This is a genomic window from Gordonia sp. OPL2 (assembly GCF_003797825.1).
Lineage (GTDB): Bacteria > Actinomycetota > Actinomycetes > Mycobacteriales > Mycobacteriaceae > Gordonia.
Genome location: NZ_RKME01000050.1, coordinates 1 through 22,180 on the forward strand (window position 1 = coordinate 1; position 22,180 = coordinate 22,180).

The following is a 22,180-nucleotide window of genomic DNA, read 5'->3' on the forward strand; positions in this document are numbered from 1 at the left end:
GTATAAGAGACAGGCCACACCCCGCTCGCCGCCATAAGGTGGAGCGAGTGCGTCGTTGGATTCTGCTGGCCGTCCTCACCGCCGCCGCGACGTATCTTCTCGAACTTCTCGATGTGGACGCCGCCGCGCTCTTCGCCGGTCTCGTGATGGCAGGAGCACTGGCGATCCTGGGTTTCGCCCCGCGCCGACGACAATCGGCCGCGCGCCCCAACTCGACAGACCACACCGCCACCGCAGATCACCCCGACACCACGGACCCCGGCGCCACCACCGAACCCACCGAACCCGCCGACGACGCCCCCGCGATCCCACGGCCCGCGATGCTCGCGGCCCAGGGCGTGCTGGGTGTGTTCATCGGGACGATGGCCGACCCGGAGACGCTGTCCGGCCTGGGCTCGGCGTGGTTCCCGGTCCTCGTCATCGGTCTGGGAACGCTTGCGATGTCGGTGATCGGCGGCGCCCTCCTCGGCCTTCATCGCCTGGTCGACCCGCTCACCGGATCACTCGCGTTGGTCGCCGGCGGTGCGTCCGGGCTCGTCGCCCTCACCCGTGAACTCGGCGGCGACGAACGGATGGTCGCGGTCATCCAGTACCTGCGCGTCGCGCTCGTCACCATCACGATCCCGCTCGTCGCGTCCGTCGTGTTCGACGCCCACGCGACCGGGATGGCGGAGGCGCCCCCGAGCCTGACCCAGCAGGGCACCGGGCTGATCCTGCTGGCCGTCTGTCTCGGCATCGGCATCCCGCTGGGCCGGCTCATCCACCTGCCCGCGGCCGGACTCCTGGGACCGATGGCGCTGGCCACGATCGCGGAACTGACCGGCATCGCCGGCGACGCCGCGGTCTCGACAGTCCTGCTGACCATCGCCTACGCCATCATCGGCTGGCAGGCCGGACTCGGCTTCACGATGGCACGCCTGCGCGCGATCGGACGTGTCCTGCCTGCCGCACTCGTGCTGATCATCGCGATCGGTGTCGGGTGCGCCCTGCTCGGCGTGCTGCTGTCGGTGTGGACCGGTGAGTCGATGTTCGACTGCTACCTCGCCACCACACCCGGCGGTATCTACGCGGTGCTCGCCGCCGCGACCGCAGCGGGTGGCAATGTCGCCTTCGTCGTCGCCGCGCAGATCCTGCGCGTCCTGCTGATGCTGTTCGTCGCGCCGTTCGCCGCTCGCGCCGCCGCCCGCCGGTTCAGCCGCTGACCGCGCAACCTCGACCCCGTGTGCCCACATGTCTAGAGTCGAGGTCATGAACGGGGAGGCAGGCTCTTCAGCCACTGATTCCACTGACCAGGTCGCATCATCCGCAGATCGCGACACCACGCCCGACACACAGCCGACCACACGATCCGACGCACGCGAGTTCGACGTCGTCGTGTTCGGCGTCACCGGATTCGTCGGCGAACTGACCGCGAAGTACCTCGCCGAGCACGCGCCGCGTGGCACCAAGGTCGCGCTCGCCGGGCGATCGGAGACCAAACTCGCCGCCACCCGCAAGCGGCTGCCCGCCCGCGCTCACGACTGGCCGCTGATCGTCGCCGACTCGTCGTCGCCCGCGTCACTGGACGCGATGGTTGCGCGCACACGCGTCGTCTGCACCACCGTCGGGCCCTATCTGCGCTACGGCGAGGCACTCGTCGTCGCCGCCGCGAGCGCCGGCACCGACTACGTCGATCTCACCGGCGAGGCGCCGTTCATCCACTTCTCGATCAACAAGGCCCACGAGACCGCCGTCGCGACCGGCGCGCGGATCGTCCACGCCTGCGGATTCGATTCCGTACCTTCCGATCTCGGCGCCTATCTGCTGTGGAAGAAGATCTCCGACGACGACGCGGGGGAACTCACCGACACCACCTTCGTCGTCAAGTCGTTCAAGGGCGGGATCTCCGGCGGCACCATCGATTCGATGCGGGTCATCGCCGAGGAGTCGCGGGACGCACAGACCCGCCGGCTGCTGCTGAATCCGCACTCGCTGTCGGGCGAACCCGGCAACACACCCCGCGTGTCGATCTCGTCGGAGCCGAGCGACATGAGCATGATCAGCGCCAAGAAGGTCGATCCGTCGATGCGGGGCACGCTGGCACCGTTCTTCATGGCTGCGTCCAACACGCGGATCGTGCGCCGCACCGACGCCCTGCTCGACGGCGCGTACGGCAAGGACTTCCACTACGCCGAGACGATGTCGGTCGGCCAGATCCCCGGCGTCACCACCGTCGTCGCCGGTGCGGTGGCCGTCGGGACCGGAGCGTTCCTGGGCGCCATGAGTTTTGGCCCGACGCGCAAACTCCTCGACCGGGTGCTGCCCAAGCCCGGTGAGGGACCGAGCGAGAAGACCCGGGAGAAGGGCTCTTTCGTCACCGAGACGTATACGACGACGACCACCGGACGCCGCTACCGGTCGCAGATGCGGATGAAGGGTGATCCGGGGTACAAGGCGACCGCGGTCATGCTCGGCGAGAGCGCGCTCTCGTTGGCACTCGAACGCGACCGTCTCCCCAACCGTTCCGGCATCCTCACCCCGGCCTACGCGATGGGCGACGTCCTGACCGACCGCCTCCGCGCGGCCGGCGCCACGCTGGACGCCGTCGAACTCAGCTGACCGACTCGCCCCGCCGGAGCCGACCGGTGGGGCGACTTGTCGCGTCCGGTCACGTCCGGTAGGCCGCCCTTCGCCGACCGTGCCCCAGACCTCGCCGAGCGGGTCCAGAATCTCGCCGAGCGGGTCCAGAATTCCCCCGATCGTGCCCACACTCGCCCATCGTCGTGCCCGCGAATCCGCCGACCGTGCCCCGGATTCCGCCGATCGTGCCCGCAAATCCGCCCACCGGGTCCGCGCTTCCGCCGATCGTGCCCGCACTCCGCCGACGACCGGCCCGCGTCAGGCGACGATGGCGACGCCCTCGTCGATCTTGGCAGCCGGCGTCGACGGTCCGCGTGTGATCGACGGGATTCCGTCGCCCGGAAGGGTATCGGTCTCGGTGACGGCCGGCCCCGTGGCCGAGCCGATCGCGGTCAACGTCCCGTACATCCGCGGTGTGCCGGCGTTCGGGCCGCCGACGACACGCTCACCCTGGACCGACGTGACCGCGTACGCACCCTCGGGCAGATCGATCCGATGTGATCCGCCCGCCTCGATCACGTAGAAGTCGGTCTGCGGCAAGGTGTTCGACGATGCCCCGCCGGTGAACACGACGATCGCGATGTCCGCATCCCCGTCGTTGTGGATCGTCATACCGCTGCGATCGGTCGTGTAGTAGACACCGTCGTCGACGGGGTCGGCGCCGGTGGCGAACGTCGGCCACAGGATTCCGGTGGCCAGACCGTCCGACGGATCCCAGAATGCGTCGTCGGGGTCGGTGAACTCGTCGGCGGTGTCCCGGATGGCCCCGCCGAACGGGTTGAAGTTGTAGCTGAGCGTCTGGTCGTCCTGAACGACGACCATGCCGTAGATGATCGCCCGTCCGGCCGAATCCCGTTGTCCCTGCAGCACATAGCCCGAGATGTCGCCCGAGGCGTCGATGGTCGTCGACTGCCCGGCGGGCACCACGTACAGACCGTCACCATGGGGCACGTTGAACTGGTCCACCGCGATGATCGCGACGTCGTCGTCGGTCGTGTTGGTGAACGTGATGGTGTCAGCGTCGGTGTCGTAGGTGTAGGTGATGCCGTCGTTGTCGACGATGCGATAGTTGTCGCCGATCAGCACCTGGAAGTCGGACGGATCGAGGTACTCGTTGCCACGATCGATGCCCGCCCACACCAGCCGCGCGGTGAGCACCTTGACCGCCTGCTGCAGGAATGCCTGCGCCGGATCGAGATTCGACGACGACGGCCCGGCGAGCGAACCGTTCTCGAGCGATCCGTTGTCGAGGGAGCGTTCGGCAACTGTCTGCGCCGGCACCGAGAGGCGTTCGCCCGGGCCGATGAGACCGAGCAGATCGCTGCCGTCCGCCGAGCTCCGACGACTCAGCACGCCCGCCGCGGTCAGTTGCTGGTCGAGGAAGATCAGGCCCTTGTGGCCGGGACCGTCGACGAGACGATAGAAGGAACCCGGCGCCGACTGCGCGGTCGCGGGGTCGGCGGCGGTTGCCGCGGCTGTGCCCGGCTCCCCGACGAACTCGTCGATCGACGTCGCCGGTCCGGCGCTCTCGGTGACGGTCGGCGCTGTGATCGGCGCAGTGGTCGACGCGTCGGCGCGGTGACGTCCGGTCGGCTCGGCATCCGCGCGGTGTCGGCCGGTGGGTTCCGAGTCGGCGCGGTGTCGTCCGGGCCATGCAAACCACGAGGACGGCATGGAGTCCGAGGCGGAATCGGATGCGGAATCGGTCGGCAGCGCCGACGACCCGTCGGCGGGCGTCTGCCCCGCGGGGCTCTCCCCGCCGTCGCGCTCGATGTCCGTATCCGGCGCCCCGGTGCCCGACGAACCGCTCCCCGCCGAACCAGTCTCCGCCGAACCGCTCCCCGCCGAACCCGAGCCACCATCCGCATCGGCCTCACCGGATCCGGCACCGACATCGGCGCCGCTCGAGTCGCCACCCGCCGCGTCACCACTCGAGCCACCGGCCGGCTCACCATCGCCCGCGTCACCCGCCGGCACCTCGGCCTCTGTACCGCCGTCGCCTGCGGGGGACTCCGATTCGGTTGCGGCCGAGCCTGACGTGGCACCGTCGGTCTGCACCTGATCAGAGGGACCGCTCGACGACGGTGTCGAGTCCGCTCCGTCGTCGGCCGCCGCCACCGCCGCCGGCGCCGCGATCAGCAAAGCTGCCGCCAACCCCGACGACGCGACGATCCGACGCGTCACACCCAGCTTCTTCACCGACGATCGCGACATGCAAGCCCCCAGCCGACACCACACAGGAATTCCGGCACGGACGTACCCACCGGAGTGATCACCAGATGGATCGCGACCCGACGGCAGAACGTTACGAAACCCCTACGGCTGCCCCGGGTTCAGCTTGATGAAGAGGGCGTCCATCTCGGCGCAGAGTCGGTCACCGTCGTGCAGGGTTCCCTTGATGTACACCTTGCGGCCGTCGACCTTGTCGGCCCACGTCCGCGCCTGCAGCGGGGTGTTGAGCGGCGTGATCGACCGGTACTGCACGGTGAGGTAGGCGGTGCGGCTGACGCCCTGGATGGCGACGGCCGACGCGTATCCGCCCAGGTCGTCGAACGCCACCGCGACCTGACCGCCGTGGGCGGCGTTGTTGCCGCCGAGGTGGTAGTCGCGGAAGGTGACAGTCGCGAACACACCGTCGTCGTTGACGTCGGTGACCTCGAACGGCGGCAGGGTGATGTTTCCGCGAGCGGGCAGATCGATCCGAGTTCCGGCGGGCGAGTGCCATTCGTCGATCCGGACATCGGCGAGCTTGTCGTTGATCGCGGCGAGCGCGTCGATCAGCTCATCGGTCAGCTCGGGAGTCGGGCATGCGTAGCGGACCCGGTCCATCAGGGTGCGAACCTGCTCGCTGAACTCGCCGTAGCGGGGACCACCGCGATCGGTCGTGATGGCGGTGTGGGCCCGGAAGCCACCTTCGTGCGGGTCCTCGACCTCGACCTCGGACGCAGTATCGGGACCGACGGAACCATCACTCATGGTGATCACCGTATAGAAGGCGGTCAGCCCAGGTGTTCGCGGCTCCTGCGCGACCTGTCGTCCGGGTCGTCGACGACGTGCATCGTCCGTCGGCGGGGCGCTTCCCGGCTCTCCCGCAGCTTGATCATCCGGCCGACGACGAGCGCGACTACCACCGACACCGCGACCCACGCGATGACGACGATCAGGATGACTCCCCATAGAGGCACGGTTCCAGGGTGCACGCTCTTTCTGTGAGTGTCATCAGAACCGCCCACAACGTCCGTTTCACGATGAAATCGTGTCCTGGATGTGGCCGCACGGAGTCCCGCCGGCGGTCAGTAGGCTCGGCACCATGACGACCGCGAACGATTCGTCCCAGCCGTTCGACCCCGCCCAGTGGGCGCCGGTCCCCGGGTTCGACGACCTCACCGACATCACCTACCACCGGCACGTCGGCGGCGGCCGGGCCCACGGAATCGTCCGGATCGCGTTCGATCGTCCGGAGGTGCGCAATGCCTTCCGCCCGCACACCGTGGACGAGCTCTACCGCACCCTCGATCACGCGCGCCGCTCCCCCGATGTCGGGACGGTCCTGCTCACCGGCAACGGCCCGAGCCCGAAGGACGGTGGGTGGGCGTTCTGCAGCGGCGGCGACCAGCGGATCCGTGGTCGGTCCGGCTATCAGTACGCCACCGCCCACGACTCCGACGTCGCGGCGGCCGGGGCCCAGGGTGTCGACGAGAACCGGGTCAAGGCGGAGGGCGGCCGACTGCACATCCTGGAGGTGCAGCGCCTCATCCGCACCATGCCGAAGGTGGTCATCGCCGTCGTCAACGGCTGGGCCGCCGGCGGCGGACACTCGTTGCACGCCGTCTGCGACCTCACCCTCGCCTCCCGCGAACACGCCCGGTTCAAGCAGACCGATGCCGACGTCGGCTCCTTCGACGCCGGGTACGGCAGTGCCTACCTCGCCAAACAGGTCGGTCAGAAGTTCGCCCGCGAGATCTTCTTCCTCGGCGAGGCCTACGACGCCGAGACGATGCACCAGATGGGTGCGGTCAACCGTGTTGTCGCACATGCGGATCTGGAGAACACCGCGATCGAATGGGGCCGCACGATCAATGGGAAGTCGCCGACGGCGCAACGCATGCTGAAGTTCGCGTTCAATCTCGCCGACGACGGCTTGATGGGTCAGCAGGTGTTCGCCGGCGAGGCCACCCGACTGGCCTACATGACCGATGAGGCGGTTGAAGGTCGGGATGCGTTCCTGGAGAAGCGATCTCCGGACTGGGACGCCTTCCCGTACTACTACTGACGACCGCCTCCACGTCCTCGATCCGAGCGACACTCGCGGACGGTCCGCATGGAAGTCACCTCAGGGCGCCGATAAGTGGATTATCCACTTATCGATGGTCTGAGGTGACCCTCATGCGGACGCCTCGTCGCGCTTCGGCCCTCGCTTGCGCGGCCACAGATGGTCTTTGCGCCGGACGATGTCGAGGATGGCGTCGAGCGTGTCATCCCAGGTGTCGACGACCGCGCCGTAGGTGAGCCGCAGGGTGATGTAGCCCTGGGACGCTGCCACACGGTCGCGACGTTTGTCCTCCTCCATCTGTTCCTTCGTACGGTGATATCGGTCCCCGTCGACCTCGATGATCAACCGGTCGCCGACCACCAGATCCACCGTCCCGACGCCCTCGATGGCGACCTGCACCCGAACCGATACCCGCGCGGAGTACAGCCGAAAGCGCACCAAGGATTCGGCTCCCGAATCCGCCAGCGCATCGCATCGTTCGAGCAGTTCACGCACCGCTGCGGGTGCCGCCGACAGTTCGCCACGAACATCCGCCATCTCCATCAAACCCTGGTGGAGAATGGAGTCCCCCACGGCGACGATGCCCTCCGGCGACAGGCACCGGACAGCGTGGCGGAACGCGATCCGGATGTCGTCGATCGCACCGGTCTCCGGTTCGGGTCGGCCGTACTGCCGACAGAATGTGGGATGGGCGCGGGTCGCGCGCGCATTGCCCCGGACGTGCACCGACTTCGTCAGCTCCTCCGGCACCCAGACACCGTGGTGGGCAAGCGCGTCCACGCAGGTGAGCACGCCACCCTTCTTGACCGCCTCGACCACACGCCAGTTCGCGTCCGTGGTGGCGTACCAGCCCTGCCGGAGTCGCGTCAGATCTTTGTTCTTCACCAACAGCTCGATGTCTTTGCGCCGCAGGCCCAATTCGATCAGCTCGGACCACGGGTACACACCTCGCAACCTCATGCCGACCAGTGTCAGCGAGAGATCGGCGATCGCCCGACCTCTATCCACAGTCGCTGGACGGCTGTGAATGTCTACGGCTCGCCGCGCGACCCTGTGATAGGGGAAGACGCCCGCATCAGGGTCACCTGAGAGCGTCGATAAGTGGATTATCCACTTATCGACGCTCTCAGGTGACTTTCATGCGGACTCATGTCACCGACTCAGCCGCCTCGGCTCCGCGAGACGACGGATCGCGGGCGCAACCGGCCGACCACGCAGCAATCCGTCGACGGAACCGGCCTCGATCGCCCGCGCGTAGACCGGCAGGGCCTCGCGGACCGCGGCGATCGTGGCGTCGATGTCGTCGTCGGTGTGGGCCGCCGACGTCACGAATGATTGTCCCAGCACGCCGCGCTCGAGCAGTTCCTGCAGGAACAGCGTGCGGAAGGCCTGCGACGGCTGGCCATCGGGATCGCGGGTGACGAACACGAGGCACGACGGCCGACCGATCACCTCGACGTAGGCGCCGAGACCGAAGTCGGTCGCCGCGCGGTTCACCCCCTCGGCCAGGCGTCGCCCCGCCGACTCCATCGCCTCGACCGGCGACGACGTGCGATAGGTCTCGACGACGGCCCGGAACGCGGCCAACGACGCCGTCTCCGGACCGTGCGTCGTCGACAGCAGGAAGACCCGGTCTCGGTCGGTGTTGAGGCCGCCGAGTTCCATGAACTCCCGTTTGCCCGCCAACGCCGACAACGGGAACCCGTTGCCCATCGCCTTGCCCCAGCACGACAGGTCGGGGGTCACACCGTACAGGCTCTGCGCCCCGTGTTCGGACCAGCGGAAACCGGTGATCATCTCGTCGAAGATCAACAGTGCCCCGTGGGTGTCGCACAGCGCGCGCACGCCCTCGAGGAATCCGGGCTGCGGTTCGGCGGTCGCGGTCGCCGCCTCCAGGATGACCGCACAGATCTCGCCGGGGTGCGCCTCGAAGACGGCGTCGAGCGAACCGACGTCGTTGTAGGAGAACCGGACTCCCTTGTCGATGACATCACCCGGGATGCCGCCGGCCATGTCGGTGCCGCCGATGAACCAGTCGTCCACGGAGAAGAACGGATGGTTGCAGATGGCGATCTTCGGCCGCCCGGTGACCGCCCGCGCCAGGCGGATCGCGGCGGTCGTCACGTCCGATCCGTTCTTCGCGAACTTCACCATGTCGGCCGTGGGCACCAAATCGAGGAAGTCCTCGGCCGCGGCGACCTCCAGCACGCTCGGCCGGCTGAAGTTCATCCCGTCCGCGATCGCCGCGCACGCCGCCTCGACGACCGGGGCGAACGCGTGACCGAGTGTCACCGAACGCAATCCGATGCCGTACTCGACGTACTCGTTGCCGTCGGCATCCCACACGTGCGCGCCGGCGCCGCGCACCAGCACGGGCGCCATGTCGTCGGGATACTGATCGGCCCCGCGCGCATAGGTGTGCGCACCGCCGGGCACCATCCGGTGCAATGCCGCCTGCAGCCGGTTGGACTCGTCGAAACTGCGCCTGCCGGCCCCCTGCTCAACCATGTGTCCCCTCCCGGCTCGGATACTCCTCGGCGCCGTCGACCCGCCACCGATCCCCGATCTCCGGGAATCGAGCGCGCACCTCGTCCAGCAGATCCGGCACCATCAGAAGCACGCTGTCCGGCTGCGCCGCAACGAGTTCCGACGGCGAGATGATCGGCACATCGCACCCCGGCATCCGGCGTCCGTGCTTGGCCGGCGACGCGTCGGCGACGCCGACGATCAGCGACGAGTCCACCTGCGCGAGTCCGAAGACCGCCACCGCGCGTGACGCGGCACCGTAGGCGTAGACCCGACGTCCCGCTGCCGCCTCGTCGTCGAGCCATCCCCGCAGTCCGCGCACATGACGGTCGACGGCCCGCTGCAGCCCGCTCACCACAGCGGCATCGGTCATGTCCTGCTCGGCATCGATCAACGCCGCGAGAGTGGCGTCCGGCTCGCACGGTCGATGCGTCGCCGCGACCATCACCGTCCCGCCGTAGAGGTCGTATCGCCAAGCGGTCGCCGCGTACATGCCCGCAGCCCGGAGCAGACCGACCAGCGCAGGCAGCGAGTAGTAGGCGAAATGCCCGTGCCGCAGCGCATTCCACTGACCCTGTCCGACGATCGCGGCCAGCGAGTGGAACTGCATCAACAGCACCCCGTCCGGGGCGGTCGCCGCGGCACGTCGAGCAAACGCGGCCGCCTGGTCGGGTTCATGCATGATCCCCATCGAGTCGATGACCACATCCGCACCACCGGGATGGTCGCGGCCCACGTCGGTGAGGCCACGCGCCTCCAGCTGCGGTATCCACGTCCCGCCGTGCGGGCTGCCGAACTCGGTCACCGAGGTCCCCCGCAGGAGACCAGCGGCCTCGACGTCGCACAGTGCAGCGGCCGCCTGATCCACCAGCGCCCGCGGCTCGACGCCACGCGGCTCCTGTGTCACGGTGTCGTCGTCGGCGAGTTGCGCCAGCCCACACCGACCACACAGCACCATCGTCGCGGGATGCGAACTCTCCGCCGATGACACCGGCTCGGACACCGGTGGGAAATGATCGGCCGCCGGCACCGCGCCCAGTTCCAGCACCGGGACCGGACGTCCGAACCCACATGCGCGACACACGCTCATGCGACGATGTCCTGGTGCGTATCGAACCGACCGACCTCGCCGACGTCGTGGTCCTCGTCCCGCAACCGTTCACCGACGACCGCGGACTCTTCACCCGGACGTTCGACGCCGCCGTCTTCGACGACCATCTCGGCCGGCCTGGCGCATCGGCGTCGTTCGTGCAGGATTCGCAGTCGCGTTCGCGTCGGGGCGTGGTCCGCGGGATGCACGGCCGCTCGGGACGCGGTGAGGCGAAACTCGTCCGGGTCGCCCGCGGCGCGGTCCACGACGTGCTCGTCGACATCCGGCCCGACTCGCCGACCTTCGGTCGTCAGCAGGCGTTCCGGTTGGACGACAACGAGTTCCGCCACCTCTACGTCCCACCTGGATTCCTGCACGGGTTCCAGGCGCTCACCGACCTCGCCGACGTCTGCTACCGGATCGACCGGCCGCACGACCCGACCGAGGACCTCGCCGTCGCACACACCGACCCCGATCTGGCGATCGCCTGGCCGGAACCGGTGACGATGGTCTCGGCGCGCGACGCCGCGGCCGGCTCCTGGCAGGAACTGCTCACGCACGTGCGCTGACCCGGCGCATGGTCGTATCGAGATCTCCTGCCGCGCGGAGCTTCTCGAGCTGCGCCAGCCGGGTGAACCGTTTGAAGAAGGCCTCCTCGGTGAGCCCGTAGGAGGTGTAGGCCTCATACAGCTCCCGCGCACCGTCGGGGATCGTCCAGCTCGCCTCGAAGCCCAGTCCCGCACGCGCCCGGGAGAAGTCGACCCGGTACGACCGCGGGTCCGGTCCGCTCTCCCCGGTGATCAGCAGCTGTGACCCCGGGACCGCCTCGACGACCGACGCGGCGATGTCGGCGACGGTCAGGTTGTTCGTCTCGGTGCCGACGTTGTAGGCGGCGCAGTAGATCGCCTCGGTGGGCGCATCCAGGCAGGTGATGAACGCGCGAGCGATGTCCTGGGCGTGCACCAGTGGACGCCACGGTGTGCCGTCGGAGAGCACCCGCACATCTCCGGTCAGCACCGCATGGCCGACAAGGTTGTTCAGCACGATGTCGGCCCGCAGACGCGGGGAGAACCCGAACGCGGTCGCGTTGCGGAGGAACACCGGCGCGAAGCCCGAGTCGGCGAGCGCCGCGGCGTCGTCCTCCACCCGCACCTTGCTCTCGGCGTACGGCGTCAGCGGCTTGAGCGGGGCGTCCTCGGTGACGAGGTCCTCACCGGCCGACCCGTATACCGAGCAGGTCGACGCGTACAGGAACCGCGCCACGCCGGCATCTTTCGCGGCGCGGGCCAATCGCACCGATGCATGATGGTTGATGTCGTAGGTGATCTCGGGCGCCAACGACCCGAGCGGATCGTTCGACAACGCCGCCAGATGGATGACCGCGTCGATGCCGTCGAGATGACGCGACGTGACGTCCCGCAGGTCAACATCGATCGCCGGCGGATTGGTCGGCATCGGCCCCAGTACACAGTCCGCGAAGTAGCCGTTGTCGAGTCCGACGACGTCGTGTCCCTCCGCCAGGAGCATCGGGACCATCACGGTGCCCAGGTATCCCTGATGGCCGGTCACCAGTACGCGCATGCTCATTCTCCTCCGAAGTTCAGGTGTGCCTTCTCCAAAACGAAGGCCTCGGCGTGGGGATGGCGACACTGCACGCCGCGCAGCCGCGACAGCCCGAGGAACGACAGGTCGTCGAACCAGTCGTGGGCGACCTGGGACGGATAGTGCTCTCCCAAGAGCCGGACCTTCTCCTCGGCGACGGCGGTGGTCAGCGGATGGAACAGCGTCGGCTGGCCGATGTCGTTCTCCCACTTGAGAATCTCGTAGCCGAGAGTCAGATGGTCACGGAACTCGGTGGGTGTCAGCTCCGCCAGCAGGCGGTGATCCTGATGCGCATCGTGGCGCTGCGGGGCGAACACCACCTCCGGCGACACCGAGCGGCGAAACCGCGACAACCCGTCCTTCACCGCGTCCCAGTGCGCCGGCGTCCTACCGTCGGGGATGTCGAGGACGGTGAGCTCGACATCGGCGCCGGGGCAGAACGCGTCCAATGCCTTTCGCTCCTCGGCCTCGCGTTCGGTACCGCCACCGGTCAGCACCAACGCCCGGATGCGGATGCCCGGGTGGCGGCGGGTCACGGTCAGCAGGGTCCCGCCCATACCGATGGCGACGTCGTCGCAATGCGCACCGAGGACGGCGATCTCGGACAGCGCCGAGGTGGTCAGATCGATCATGGGGTGAGCGAGTCGCCGTCCCACACCATCCACGGACGATCCCCGCGGGCGAACCGCGCATCGAGTTCGGCGCGTTCCTTGAACGTGTCCGCGGGCTTCCAGAAACCGTCGTGCTTGTAGGCGTACAACCGCCCCTCGGCGGCCAGCCCGCCACAAGCGTCCTCGACGAGGTCGCCCCCCTCGGGCAAGTGGTCGAAGATCTGCTGGGTCAGCACGAAGAACCCGCCGTTCTCCCAGATCGGGAACTGGGAGACGGGCGTGATCGCCTTGACCTTCCCGGTGTCGCTGACATCGACACAGTGGAACGACGACTGGGGCGGCACGATCATCATCGACGCCGCAGCACCGGAGTCGACGACCTCGGCGATCATGTCGTTGAGCGGCGCGTCGGTCAGGACATCGGCGTAGTTGGCGAGGAAGTACTCGTCGTCGCCCAGGTGTGACCGCACACGCCGAAGTCGTTCTCCGATGGCCGATTCCAGCCCGGTGTCGATGAAACTGATGGTCCAGTCGGCGATGTCGGAGTGCAGGAGCTCGACCTTGCCGTCGCGCATCACGAAGTCGTTGGACGCAGCCTCCTCGTAACGCAGGAAGTAGTCCTTGATGTGCGAGGCACCGTAGCCGAGGCAGAGGATGAACTCGGTGTGACCGAAGTGCGCGTAGTACCGCATCACATGCCAGATCAGCGGTCGTGGACCCACCATCTGCATCGGCTTGGGGACGTCGTCGTCGGGCGCATTGCGCATGCGCATCCCGTAACCGCCGCAGAACAGGACCACCTTCATGACCGAACCACCTTCATCGCGTACCGCCGGGGATCCCGACCCGCTCGCCGGCGTCGAGAGATGCGAAATGCAGTGTGGGAAGCGGATACACGAGCCGACCACCCCACTCGGAGACATGTGCGAGCTGCGCGGTGATCTCGCTCTCGAGATTCCACGGCAGGACCACGATCACGTCGGGGCGGTCGACGTCGATCCGCTCGGGCGGGTGGATCGGTATCCGCGTGCCCGGTGTGTACCGCCCGTGTTTGTACGGGTTGCGGTCGACGGTGTACTCCATCAGGTCGGGCCGGATACCGCAGTAGTTGAGCAACGTGTTGCCCTTGCCGGGCGCCCCGTAGCCGACGATCCGCTTCCCGGCCGACCCCTCGTCGAGCAGGAATCGCAGCAGTTCCTGTCGCACCGAATCGGTGCGGGCCTGCAGATCGAGGTATCCCGAGACGTCATGGAGTCCGGCATCCTGTTCGGCCTGTAGGACATCCGCGACCCGCGCGCTCGGCTCGGCACCCGTCTCCTCCGGCCGGGCCCACACCCTGATCGAGCCGCCGTGGGTCGACAACAGCTCCACGTCGACGACCCGCAGCCCCGCAGTCGCGAGCGCCCGCGAGGCACTGAGCACCGTGTAGTACTGGAAATGCTCGTGATAGATGGTGTCGAACTGGCCGAGCTGCACCAGGTTCAGCGCATGGTGGACCTCGATGCTCAACCACCCGTCGTCGGCGAGCAGGCCGCGCAGCGCGCGGGTGAAGCCGAGCAGGTCCGGGATGTGCGCGTAGACGTTGTTGGCGACGACGAGGTCGGCGGCCCCGGACTCGGCGCGGACACGGTGCGCGAGTTCCTCGTCGAGGAAGGCGGTCTCGGTGGGCACACCTTTGTCCCGCGCGGCTGCACCGACATTCACCGATGGTTCGATGCCGAGACAGCGGACGCCGTCGGCGATCACATGCTGCAGCAGATAGCCGTCGTTGCTGGCCACCTCGACGACGAACGAGTCCGGGTCGAGGCCGACCCGCTCGGTGGCGGTGTCGACGAAGGTCCGCGCGTGCACGACCCAGGAGTCGGAGTACGACGAGAAGTAGGCGTATTCGGTGAAGGTGTCCTCGGGCGTGATGAGCGCCGGGATCTGCAGCAGCAGACAGTCCTCACAGAGCCGCAGGTGCAGCGGGAACGTGGGCTCCATGGTGTCCAGCTCGGACTCGGTCAGGAAGCGTTCACACGGGGGCGTCGCACCGAGGTCCACCACACTGCGCAGGCGGGTCGACCCGCACAGGCGACACTGCATCGCACACACATCCTTCCCGCGGGCGTTGGTGTGATCCCCGATCCACACGACCCGACGGTTGCCCTCCAACTCGCCGTCAGGGTAACAAAGGTGAGAGGTCTTCTCCTGACGAAGATGAATGCCCCATCCAATGACGTGAATCGGTCACCGGCCCCCGGATCGTTACCGACCGCGCTACTGCCGGAACTGCACCTCGGCCGATTCGGGCTTGCCGAACAGGTAGCCCTGCGCCATCTCGAAGCCCAGCCCGGTCAACTCGGCCAGCGTCTCCTCGGTCTCGACGCCCTCGGCGAGCGGAACCATCCCGTACGCGCGGGAGATCTCACAGATCGCTTTGACGACGGCACGATCGGCCGGGCTGTCGACGAGCCCGCTGATCAGGGATCGATCGACCTTGACGACGTCGATCGGCAGGTCGCGCAGATACCGCAACGCCGAGTAGCCGGCACCGAGATCGTCCACGCACATGGTGCAGCCGATGTCGTGGAGGTCCTGGATGGCCTGTGCGGCCGCGGTACCCAACCGGATCACCTCGTCCTCGCGGACCTCCACCCACAACCGTTGCGGCGCAATGCCGTTGCTGCGCAACAGGTCGTCGATGAAGTCGACGACACCATCGACCCAGAGTTGTTGACCGGACAGGTTGACCGCGACGAACGAGTTCGCACCGAAGGCCGGGGTGACCTCCCGCGCGAGAGTGGTGACCGCGTCGGCGAGGGCATGTTGCCCGATCGGCACGATCAGCGAGGTCGCCTGCGCCGCCATCAGGAACGACGCCGGGGTGAGGATCGCGTTCCCGCTGCGCCACCGCAACAACGACTCGAATCCCACCGGCTGCGTATCGGTCAGATTCACGATCGGCTGGTAGTACACGAGGAAATCACTCTCCGCGGAGCGGGCAAGCCTGTTCCCGATGTCGACCTGCATGTGGACCAGCGGGAGGGTCTGTTCGTCGGCGACCACGACGTGATGCTGTCGGATGAGCGCGAAACACAGTGCCGCGTCGGCGCACCGCACGAGTTCCTCGGTGCTCGAGGCGTCCGGGATCTGCTCGGCGACCGCGATCCCCATGCACAGATCCAGGAATGTCGTCTGGCCGTCGACGTCGATGAGATGGGAACCCAGACGGATGCGCGACGCCGTGATGAACTGCTCCAGATCGGGCCCGTCCGAGGTCAGCGTGACGATCCATTCGAGATCGGCGCGCCGACGGAACGTCGCGTGCGGGGTGATCGGCAGCAGTTCACGTTCGACGAATCGTTCGGCCATCACCACCGAGATCTCGCGACCGTACGCGACCGCCGCGCGATGATAGGGGTCGGCGGAGATCGCGATGACGATCGTGGCCTCCGGCCACGCGGCGTCGTCACCGTCGCCGAACTCGCCTGTGCGCATTGTCTGAGTCTATGTCCTCAACGTTCGTTGGAGCAGCATTCGAACAGTGTCAGCTGCCCGTGCCGCGGATCACCGCGCCGATGGTCCGGATGATGATCTTGATGTCGAGCCACACACTCCAGTTCTCGATGTAGAAGTTGTCGTAGATGGCGCGGTCGGTGATGCTCGTGTCGCCGCGCAGACCGTGCACCGCGGCCCAGCCCGTCAATCCGACATCGACGCGGTGCCGATCGCGGTAACTCGGGATCGAGGTCTCGAATTGTTCGACGAAGTGCGGGCGTTCGGGGCGGGGCCCGACGATCGACATGTCGCCACGCAACACATTCCACAATTGCGGCAACTCGTCGAGCGACGTCTTGCGGATGATCCGCCCGACACGACCGATCCGGTCGACATCGGCGGGTTGCCACTCGGAGTTCGACGCCTGCTCCGGCACCGGCCGCATGGAGCGGAACTTCAGCACGTCGAACAACTGTCCGCCGCGTCCGATCCTGGCCTGGCGGAAGATGATCGGGGCCCCCGGGTCGGACAGGTAGACGGCGAGCGCGACGGCGGCCAGTATCGGGCTGAACACGAGGAGCGCCAACGACACCACGGTCACGTCGAAGACACGTTTCATCGACCAGTACCAGGTCCGGATCGCGTCGCGGCGGACGCGCACGAGCGGGATCGTGTGGATGCGGTCCATGTCGCGCGACAGCGACATGAACTCGAACAGGCGCGGCACGATGAAGATCTCGCAGTCGAGCTCGTCGCATTCACGCAGCGGCGTGACCAATCGGGAGTCCGGCGCCGAACTGAACGCCACCAGCAGCGTGTGGATCTTGTGCGCCTTCACCTTGTCGCGGATCGACGCGAGGCCGCCCTCGATCGGAACGCCGGTGCCCGACAGTTCCGGCATCGGGTCGTCGCTCACCGCCAGCACGATGTCCAGACCCAACTCCGGATGAGCACGGGTACTCGCGATGAGTTCGGCCGCGACGACGCCGCCGCCGAGGACGGCCGTGCGCAGCCGCCGGCCCGACGACGCCCTCCGTCGGTGCCGCGCGTAGGCGTAGTAGACGACGCGCACCACGAACAAGGCCGCGAAGACGATGAGGGCGTAGACCGTGGCCTTGGCGATGTGCACCCCCGGCCGGGAGATCGCGAACAGCACACCCGAGGTGATGATCGACCATCCGGCGAGTCGGGGCAGATCGTCGAGCGCCGAGAGCGTCAGCCGCGCACGGTAGAGGCCGGCCATCTCCAGCACGAGCAGCGTGACGAGCACACCCACGATCCCGACGACCCGTCCGCGCGTGCTCTCGTCACTGTTGACCAGCAGGACGATGACGGCGAGGACCACCGCGTCGAGACCGACGAGGATGACGTCGGTCCGGTTGCGCACGACGACAGGCGTCCACCGACGTGCGCCGGGCCGTACGGGAGTGGAGACCATTGACGGGTTCGTCCTCGATATCGGGGCTCGCCCGGGGCGAGCCAGGACTGCCTGCACAAAATATCAGGACAGAGCCATTTTTGTTTTGTTTGCATAGGCAACGAATGTGTCGCCAGATGTTCCCAGCTGGGCTAATATGCTTTGCGTGCCGCGGTCGTCGTCGTCTTTGTCGATTAGTGGATCGCCCGCGCAACGAATTTCGTTTCTCCCGGCAATTGCGCCTGCGCGAGACCGGCAGTCGCCATTGTCGATCCGAGACTGTCGATTCTCATGAAGTTCGTCGAGAAGGCATTCCGCCGTTACGACGCGCGGTCGACGGCGACCCTCATCAGCACCGGTGGCGTGCTGCCACTGCCGGTCATCGCGGTGCTGGCACCGCAGACACTCCGCGACGGCGGGCTCGTCCCCCTGCTGGTGATCTGGTCGTTCATCGCGACCGCGTTCCTCATCACCGCGTTCCGGGAACGCCTCTCCGACGGCGAGTTCGCGGTCCTCGGCACGTTCGGCATCATCGGCATCTGCGGGACCTCGCTGATCCTGGCGAATCCGCGGCCCGGGATCGCGGTGCTGGCGCTCGTCGCCGTCATCCCCGCGATCGCCGCGATGTCCCCGTCGATGCCTCTGGTCATCTCGCTGCTGGCCCTGGCGGTCACCGGGTCGACAACGGTCCTCGCCCTCACCACGGTGTCCGTGCCGGCATTCATGATCAGCATCGGATCGATGCTCGGCCTGATCACCGTCCCGGTCTTCCTCGTCGTGGCGCTACGCCGGTCGCTGGAGGCCACGCTCCACCGGCAGGCCCGCCTCAACGGGATCGACCCACTCACCGGCCTGTTCAATCGCCGCGGCTTCCTCGCCCGCGTGGCACAGCTGCTCGCCGCCGCCCGGGTGTCGACCGGTTGGGTCGGCATCCTCCTGATGGACATCGATCACTTCAAGCGGATCAACGATCGGCACGGCCACCTCGCCGGAGACGGCGTACTGCTGTCGGTGGCAGCCGCCATCCGCGAGACCGCCCCTGCCGGTTCGGTCGTCAGCCGCTTCGGCGGCGAGGAGTTCCTGGTGTTCTGCGTCGCGCGCGACGAGGAGGAACTCCACACCCTGGCCGAGCAGTTCCGGGTCGCAGTGGCCGAGGCCAATCCGGTCACGCTGAGCATCGGCGGGGTGTGTGCGCCCCTGGTGACCTCGACCCGCGCCAACGCGCTGGCGACAGACACCGTCGTCTCCCGCCTGCTCGATCGTGCGGATCGATGCGTCTACCGGGCCAAAGAGTCGGGCCGCGATCGGGTCGACGTCGTGTCGATGGATCCGATCGTCTGGCGTAAGCCGAGCGACAAGTCCGACGGACTCGAGCCGGTCATGCGCTCCACCCCACCCGACAGCCTGTATCAGCTGTTCTCCCGTCGCCCCGCGGATTTCGCGGACTATCCGCGCACGCCGGACGACTGAGGAACCAGCGTCTGCAGCATGTCGGCCTCGTAGCGCATCCGACGCCAGGTCTCCGGTGAGGTCCGCTCCTGCAACTCGGCCCGCTCCCACCACATCAGCCGGGTGCGGTAGCGATCATCCGGGAACGGTGTCGCAGACACCGATTCGTCGACTCGTCCGCCACCGGACTCCCACCGGCGCAGCACGTGATCCGCGGCCGTCGCCATCATGTGGTCGACGCCGGACATCTCCATGATCACCAGCCCCAGCCGCGACAGCTGCCCCGCGACATCTGCGGCGAGCGGCGACCGCTCGTCCACCCATGCGGTCTTCACCTCGACGACACCGCCGGTCAGTCGGGATTCGATCGCGTTCACGAGGTCCACCTGCCCCGGCTGCCCGGCCCACTCCTCGAGCGCGTGGGACTGTGCCGCAGCGTCGAAACGGTGCTGCACACGCAGTCCGCCGACGATGCGGTTCTCATCGTCGAGCACGACGTAGAACAGTGCCGTCCCCTCCCCGCCGATCACCGCGTCGAGTTCGAGTGCGGCCGCACAGCCGTGGCGGTCGTACGCCGATTCGGCGCCGAACAGGTAGTCGCGCCACAGCTTTCGCTGTGCGCGCGGGTCTGCCGCGATAACGGTGTAGCCGCGGTCCGACTCGTTCCGCACACGGAGAACGCCGGTGGGAATAGAAGAGAGGGCGATAGTCATGCTGATTCAACCTTTCCGAGAACACAGTGAAACAGAACGGATAATCTGTACTGGCTTCACGGCCAATGTTGCCATAGTGCACCATTTGTTGGGTTGATTCGAATTCTAGACCGCGAATGTTTCACTTGGCGGCAGTCGGGGAAGTACGTCACCATACTCAGGTGTACAACGCGCAAGAGGCCTCGGCCGTCATGTTCCCCGAGTCGTCGGCCCCCGGATACCTGATCGACGACCCCGCCGTATCCGTCATCGACGCCACCGCCGCCGCCCTTCGGTCGCTACCGACCCTCCTGCCCCCGCCCGGGCCCGACCTCATGGACGAACCCGCAGGCTATGCCTGGTATCCGTGGCGCCGCACCCTCGTGAAGGTCCCCGGTCCCCGCTCCTACCGCCGCCTCCGACTCGATCGGAACCGGCACAAGCTGACCGCCGCCGAGCAGGACCGTGCATCCGCGTTGCGGATCGGGATCGTCGGCCTGAGTGTGGGCCATGCGATCGCGCTGACACTGGCGCTCGAGGGTCTCGCCGGTGAATTACACCTTGCGGATTTCGATTCCCTGGAATTGACCAACATGAATCGAATTCCCGCAACATTGATGGATCTCGAACTCAACAAAGCAGTCGTGGCGTCGAGAAGAATTGCCGAAATAGATCCTTATGTCCGCACAAGAATATTCGACGACGGAATCACTCCCGACAACATCGACGCGTTTCTCGACGGCCTCGATCTCGTCGTCGAGGAATGTGACTCCTTCGACGTGAAGGTTCTGGTCCGGCAGAAATGCCGGGAAGCGGGCATCCCCGTCATCATGGAGACCTCCGACGGCGGCGTCCTCGACGTCGAACGGTTCGACCTCGAGCCCGACCGGCCCATCCTGCACGGCCTCGCAGGCGATCTGCGGATCGAGGATCTCGTCGGGCTCGACCGGGCCGCTCTCACCCCGCTGGCGGTCAAGGTGCTCGAACCGGCCAAGGTCTCCGCCCGCATGGCTGCCTCGGCCATCGAACTCGGATTCTCGGTGACCGCGTGGCCGCAGCTCGCCGGCGACGTCCTGCTCGGCGGCGCCTCGGTCGCCGCGGCCGTCCGCCGCATCGCGCAGGGCCGTCCCCTGCCCTCGGGCCGTGTGCGCTTCGACCGCGACCTGTGGCTCGACGACCTGGCCGACCCGCTGCTCGAGGAACGCGTACCGGAACCGGCGACCGCGCAGTCACCCGCCGGGCCCGAACCGGAGACTCTCTCGGACGTCGCCCTCGTCCGGTACGCCGCGCAGCAGGCGCCGTCGGCCGGCAACCAGCAGCCGTGGTCGATCACCGCCGAGGGCGACGCCGTGACCGTTGCGCTCGATCCCGAGCGGACCTCGACCCTCGACCTCGCACACCGTGCGTCGTTGGTCGCCGTCGGCGCGGCCGTCCACAATGCGCGCGTGGCGGCGGCCAGTCGCGGCAAGCTCGGCCCGACCGAGATCCTCGGCGCCGGCGAGCAGCTGTCCGCACGGGTGACCCTCACCGACAACGGCGTGCTGACCGACGATTCCGACCCCGCCGACGCCACCGAACTGCCGTCGATCCTGAGCAGGTCGACGCGCCGCGAGGCCGGTGATGCGTCCCCGATCTCCGAGGAGGACGCCGTCCGACTCGACGAGGCGGGCGCGACCGCGCGGACCCGACTGATCCAGATCACCGACCGCGAGGAGATCGGCCGGTGCGCCTCGATCCTCGCGCACTCGGACCGGATTCGGTTCCTGACACCGGAATTGCATCAGGAGATGTTCGCCGAACTCACCGACGATCCGTGCACACCGGTCGGCATCCAGGTCGACTCGCTCGACCTCCCGCCCGCGATGGCCGGGATGTTCGACGTCCTCCGCCGCCCCGACGTGATGGCCCTGCTCGACGAGTGGGACGCCGGCGCCGCCCTCGGCGCGGACACCGGACGGCGCGTCGCCACCGCGTCGGCCGTGCTGCTGCTCGTCCAGAAGGGTTCCGACAGTGAGGATTACCTGCGGGCGGGCCAGACCATGCAGCAACTGTGGATCACCGCGGAGATGCTCGGCTACCGCGTCCACCCGATGACGCCGACGTTCTTCTACGCGCTCGACGACGCCGAGGCGCGCGGGCTCTCGTCGGCGCACGGTGACGACCTCGTCGCACTGCGGCGGGAACTGCTGGAGACCTGGCCCGTCGCCGAGGACGAGGCCATGACGATCGCGTTGCGGATCTCGCGCGCCGTGCCCCCACCGCCGGTCGACTAGCAACCGTCCCCCTTCACGCTGGTCGAGTAGCGAGCGAGCCTGCGAGCGTCCCCCGATCCCTGAGGAGCGAGCCCGCGAGCGTCCCCCGATCCCTGAGGAGCGAGCCTGCGAGCGTCACGAAGGGCCACCCCCCGCCCACCTACTCGAC

The 22,180-nt window shown here is 67.6% G+C and carries 19 protein-coding genes; 6 read left to right on the top strand and 13 right to left on the bottom strand.

The features are described from left to right. Positions 1-47 precede the first annotated feature (47 nt). Positions 48-1,202, top strand: a complete 1,155-nt coding sequence (locus EEB19_RS25785; RefSeq protein ID WP_187590184.1) for an AbrB family transcriptional regulator — start codon at positions 48-50, stop codon at positions 1,200-1,202. A gap of 46 nt (positions 1,203-1,248) precedes the next feature. Further along, on the top strand, positions 1,249-2,598 hold the full coding sequence (locus EEB19_RS25790) for a trans-acting enoyl reductase family protein (protein ID WP_187590185.1): 1,350 nt from the start codon (positions 1,249-1,251) through the stop codon (positions 2,596-2,598). A gap of 279 nt (positions 2,599-2,877) precedes the next feature. On the opposite strand, the gene EEB19_RS25795 is transcribed toward EEB19_RS25790, so the two are convergent. The 3 genes from EEB19_RS25795 to EEB19_RS25805 all read right to left on the bottom strand — a co-directional run bounded on the left by EEB19_RS25795 (position 2,878) and on the right by EEB19_RS25805 (position 5,804). Continuing rightward, the gene (locus EEB19_RS25795; RefSeq protein ID WP_187590186.1) at positions 2,878-4,833 is read right to left on the bottom strand and encodes a hypothetical protein; all 1,956 of its coding nucleotides are present in this window, start codon (positions 4,831-4,833) and stop codon (positions 2,878-2,880) included. Between the two features lie 102 nt (positions 4,834-4,935). Next, positions 4,936-5,595: a PaaI family thioesterase gene (locus EEB19_RS25800; RefSeq protein WP_187590187.1), complete on the bottom strand. Its 660-nt coding sequence runs from the start codon at positions 5,593-5,595 to the stop codon at positions 4,936-4,938. A gap of 23 nt (positions 5,596-5,618) precedes the next feature. Further along, positions 5,619-5,804, bottom strand: coding sequence for a hypothetical protein (locus EEB19_RS25805; protein ID WP_187590188.1), 186 nt, complete (start codon positions 5,802-5,804; stop codon positions 5,619-5,621). Between the two features lie 125 nt (positions 5,805-5,929). Here EEB19_RS25805 and EEB19_RS25810 point away from each other — a divergent pair, with 125 nt between their 5' ends. Continuing rightward, positions 5,930-6,892, top strand: coding sequence for a 1,4-dihydroxy-2-naphthoyl-CoA synthase (locus EEB19_RS25810; RefSeq protein ID WP_187590189.1), 963 nt, complete (start codon positions 5,930-5,932; stop codon positions 6,890-6,892). A gap of 111 nt (positions 6,893-7,003) precedes the next feature. Here the strand turns inward: EEB19_RS25810 and EEB19_RS25815 are convergent, their stop codons facing one another. From EEB19_RS25815 to EEB19_RS25825, 3 genes are all read right to left on the bottom strand, one after another. Further along, positions 7,004-7,852 (bottom strand): endonuclease domain-containing protein, encoded by an 849-nt coding sequence (locus tag EEB19_RS25815; RefSeq protein WP_187590190.1) that lies wholly within the window; start codon positions 7,850-7,852, stop codon positions 7,004-7,006. Positions 7,853-8,044: 192 nt separating this feature from the next. Further along, on the bottom strand, positions 8,045-9,400 hold the full coding sequence (locus tag EEB19_RS25820; protein WP_187590191.1) for a glutamate-1-semialdehyde 2,1-aminomutase: 1,356 nt from the start codon (positions 9,398-9,400) through the stop codon (positions 8,045-8,047). Then, a complete protein-coding gene (locus tag EEB19_RS25825) occupies positions 9,393-10,508 on the bottom strand; it encodes a transferase (protein ID WP_187590192.1) in 1,116 nt (371 codons plus the stop codon). Before EEB19_RS25825 ends, EEB19_RS25820 begins: the two co-directional genes overlap by 8 nt. A gap of 14 nt (positions 10,509-10,522) precedes the next feature. Between EEB19_RS25825 and rfbC the strand changes: the two genes are divergently transcribed. Next, on the top strand, positions 10,523-11,077 hold the full coding sequence (rfbC, locus tag EEB19_RS25830) for a dTDP-4-dehydrorhamnose 3,5-epimerase (protein ID WP_187590193.1): 555 nt from the start codon (positions 10,523-10,525) through the stop codon (positions 11,075-11,077). Here rfbC and EEB19_RS25835 read toward each other — a convergent pair. The 6 genes from EEB19_RS25835 to EEB19_RS25860 all read right to left on the bottom strand — a co-directional run bounded on the left by EEB19_RS25835 (position 11,061) and on the right by EEB19_RS25860 (position 17,639). Beyond that, positions 11,061-12,089: an NAD(P)-dependent oxidoreductase gene (locus tag EEB19_RS25835; RefSeq protein WP_187590194.1), complete on the bottom strand. Its 1,029-nt coding sequence runs from the start codon at positions 12,087-12,089 to the stop codon at positions 11,061-11,063. The genes rfbC and EEB19_RS25835 overlap by 17 nt on opposite strands. A gap of 2 nt (positions 12,090-12,091) precedes the next feature. Then, positions 12,092-12,742 carry a PIG-L deacetylase family protein gene (locus tag EEB19_RS25840; protein ID WP_187590195.1) on the bottom strand — a complete coding sequence of 217 codons (651 nt, stop codon included), beginning with the start codon at positions 12,740-12,742 and terminating at the stop codon, positions 12,092-12,094. Beyond that, a complete protein-coding gene (locus EEB19_RS25845) occupies positions 12,739-13,527 on the bottom strand; it encodes a glucose-1-phosphate cytidylyltransferase (RefSeq protein ID WP_187590196.1) in 789 nt (262 codons plus the stop codon). Before EEB19_RS25845 ends, EEB19_RS25840 begins: the two co-directional genes overlap by 4 nt. A gap of 13 nt (positions 13,528-13,540) precedes the next feature. After that, positions 13,541-14,806, bottom strand: coding sequence for a class I SAM-dependent methyltransferase (locus EEB19_RS25850; RefSeq protein WP_187590197.1), 1,266 nt, complete (start codon positions 14,804-14,806; stop codon positions 13,541-13,543). A 174-nt stretch (positions 14,807-14,980) separates the two neighbouring features. Beyond that, a complete protein-coding gene (locus EEB19_RS25855) occupies positions 14,981-16,201 on the bottom strand; it encodes an EAL domain-containing protein (protein ID WP_187590198.1) in 1,221 nt (406 codons plus the stop codon). 49 nt (positions 16,202-16,250) lie between these two features. Further along, entirely contained in the window at positions 16,251-17,639 is a 1,389-nt protein-coding gene (locus EEB19_RS25860; RefSeq protein WP_187590199.1) for a sugar transferase, read from the bottom strand. Positions 17,640-17,909: 270 nt separating this feature from the next. Here EEB19_RS25860 and EEB19_RS25865 point away from each other — a divergent pair, with 270 nt between their 5' ends. Beyond that, positions 17,910-19,088 (top strand): GGDEF domain-containing protein, encoded by a 1,179-nt coding sequence (locus EEB19_RS25865; RefSeq protein WP_187590200.1) that lies wholly within the window; start codon positions 17,910-17,912, stop codon positions 19,086-19,088. Here EEB19_RS25865 and EEB19_RS25870 read toward each other — a convergent pair. Then, a complete protein-coding gene (locus tag EEB19_RS25870; protein WP_187590201.1) occupies positions 19,064-19,780 on the bottom strand; it encodes a hypothetical protein in 717 nt (238 codons plus the stop codon). The two genes, EEB19_RS25865 and EEB19_RS25870, sit on opposite strands and share 25 nt — an antisense overlap. Positions 19,781-19,971: 191 nt before the next feature. On the opposite strand from EEB19_RS25870, the gene EEB19_RS25875 reads away from it, so the two are divergent. Further along, a complete protein-coding gene (locus EEB19_RS25875) occupies positions 19,972-22,032 on the top strand; it encodes an Rv1355c family protein (RefSeq protein WP_187590202.1) in 2,061 nt (686 codons plus the stop codon). Positions 22,033-22,180 lie beyond the last annotated feature (148 nt).

What these genes read in the sequence shown, in the direction of transcription:
- EEB19_RS25800 (WP_187590187.1), bottom strand. Translation starts at nt 5,595, where the DNA reads ATGAGTGATGGTTCCGTCGGTCCCGATACTGCGTCCGAGGTCGAGGTC.
- EEB19_RS25845 (WP_187590196.1), bottom strand. Translation starts at nt 13,527, where the DNA reads ATGAAGGTGGTCCTGTTCTGCGGCGGTTACGGGATGCGCATGCGCAAT.
- EEB19_RS25865 (WP_187590200.1), top strand. Translation starts at nt 17,910, where the DNA reads ATGAAGTTCGTCGAGAAGGCATTCCGCCGTTACGACGCGCGGTCGACG.
- EEB19_RS25875 (WP_187590202.1), top strand. Translation starts at nt 19,972, where the DNA reads ATGTTCCCCGAGTCGTCGGCCCCCGGATACCTGATCGACGACCCCGCC.
- EEB19_RS25835 (WP_187590194.1), bottom strand. Translation starts at nt 12,089, where the DNA reads ATGCGCGTACTGGTGACCGGCCATCAGGGATACCTGGGCACCGTGATG.
- EEB19_RS25870 (WP_187590201.1), bottom strand. Translation starts at nt 19,780, where the DNA reads ATGACTATCGCCCTCTCTTCTATTCCCACCGGCGTTCTCCGTGTGCGG.
- EEB19_RS25815 (WP_187590190.1), bottom strand. Translation starts at nt 7,852, where the DNA reads ATGAGGTTGCGAGGTGTGTACCCGTGGTCCGAGCTGATCGAATTGGGC.
- EEB19_RS25825 (WP_187590192.1), bottom strand. Translation starts at nt 10,508, where the DNA reads ATGAGCGTGTGTCGCGCATGTGGGTTCGGACGTCCGGTCCCGGTGCTG.
- EEB19_RS25820 (WP_187590191.1), bottom strand. Translation starts at nt 9,400, where the DNA reads ATGGTTGAGCAGGGGGCCGGCAGGCGCAGTTTCGACGAGTCCAACCGG.
- EEB19_RS25860 (WP_187590199.1), bottom strand. Translation starts at nt 17,639, where the DNA reads ATGGTCTCCACTCCCGTACGGCCCGGCGCACGTCGGTGGACGCCTGTC.
- EEB19_RS25795 (WP_187590186.1), bottom strand. Translation starts at nt 4,833, where the DNA reads ATGTCGCGATCGTCGGTGAAGAAGCTGGGTGTGACGCGTCGGATCGTC.
- EEB19_RS25850 (WP_187590197.1), bottom strand. Translation starts at nt 14,806, where the DNA reads ATGCAGTGTCGCCTGTGCGGGTCGACCCGCCTGCGCAGTGTGGTGGAC.
- EEB19_RS25840 (WP_187590195.1), bottom strand. Translation starts at nt 12,742, where the DNA reads ATGATCGATCTGACCACCTCGGCGCTGTCCGAGATCGCCGTCCTCGGT.
- EEB19_RS25790 (WP_187590185.1), top strand. Translation starts at nt 1,249, where the DNA reads ATGAACGGGGAGGCAGGCTCTTCAGCCACTGATTCCACTGACCAGGTC.
- EEB19_RS25855 (WP_187590198.1), bottom strand. Translation starts at nt 16,201, where the DNA reads ATGCGCACAGGCGAGTTCGGCGACGGTGACGACGCCGCGTGGCCGGAG.
- EEB19_RS25810 (WP_187590189.1), top strand. Translation starts at nt 5,930, where the DNA reads ATGACGACCGCGAACGATTCGTCCCAGCCGTTCGACCCCGCCCAGTGG.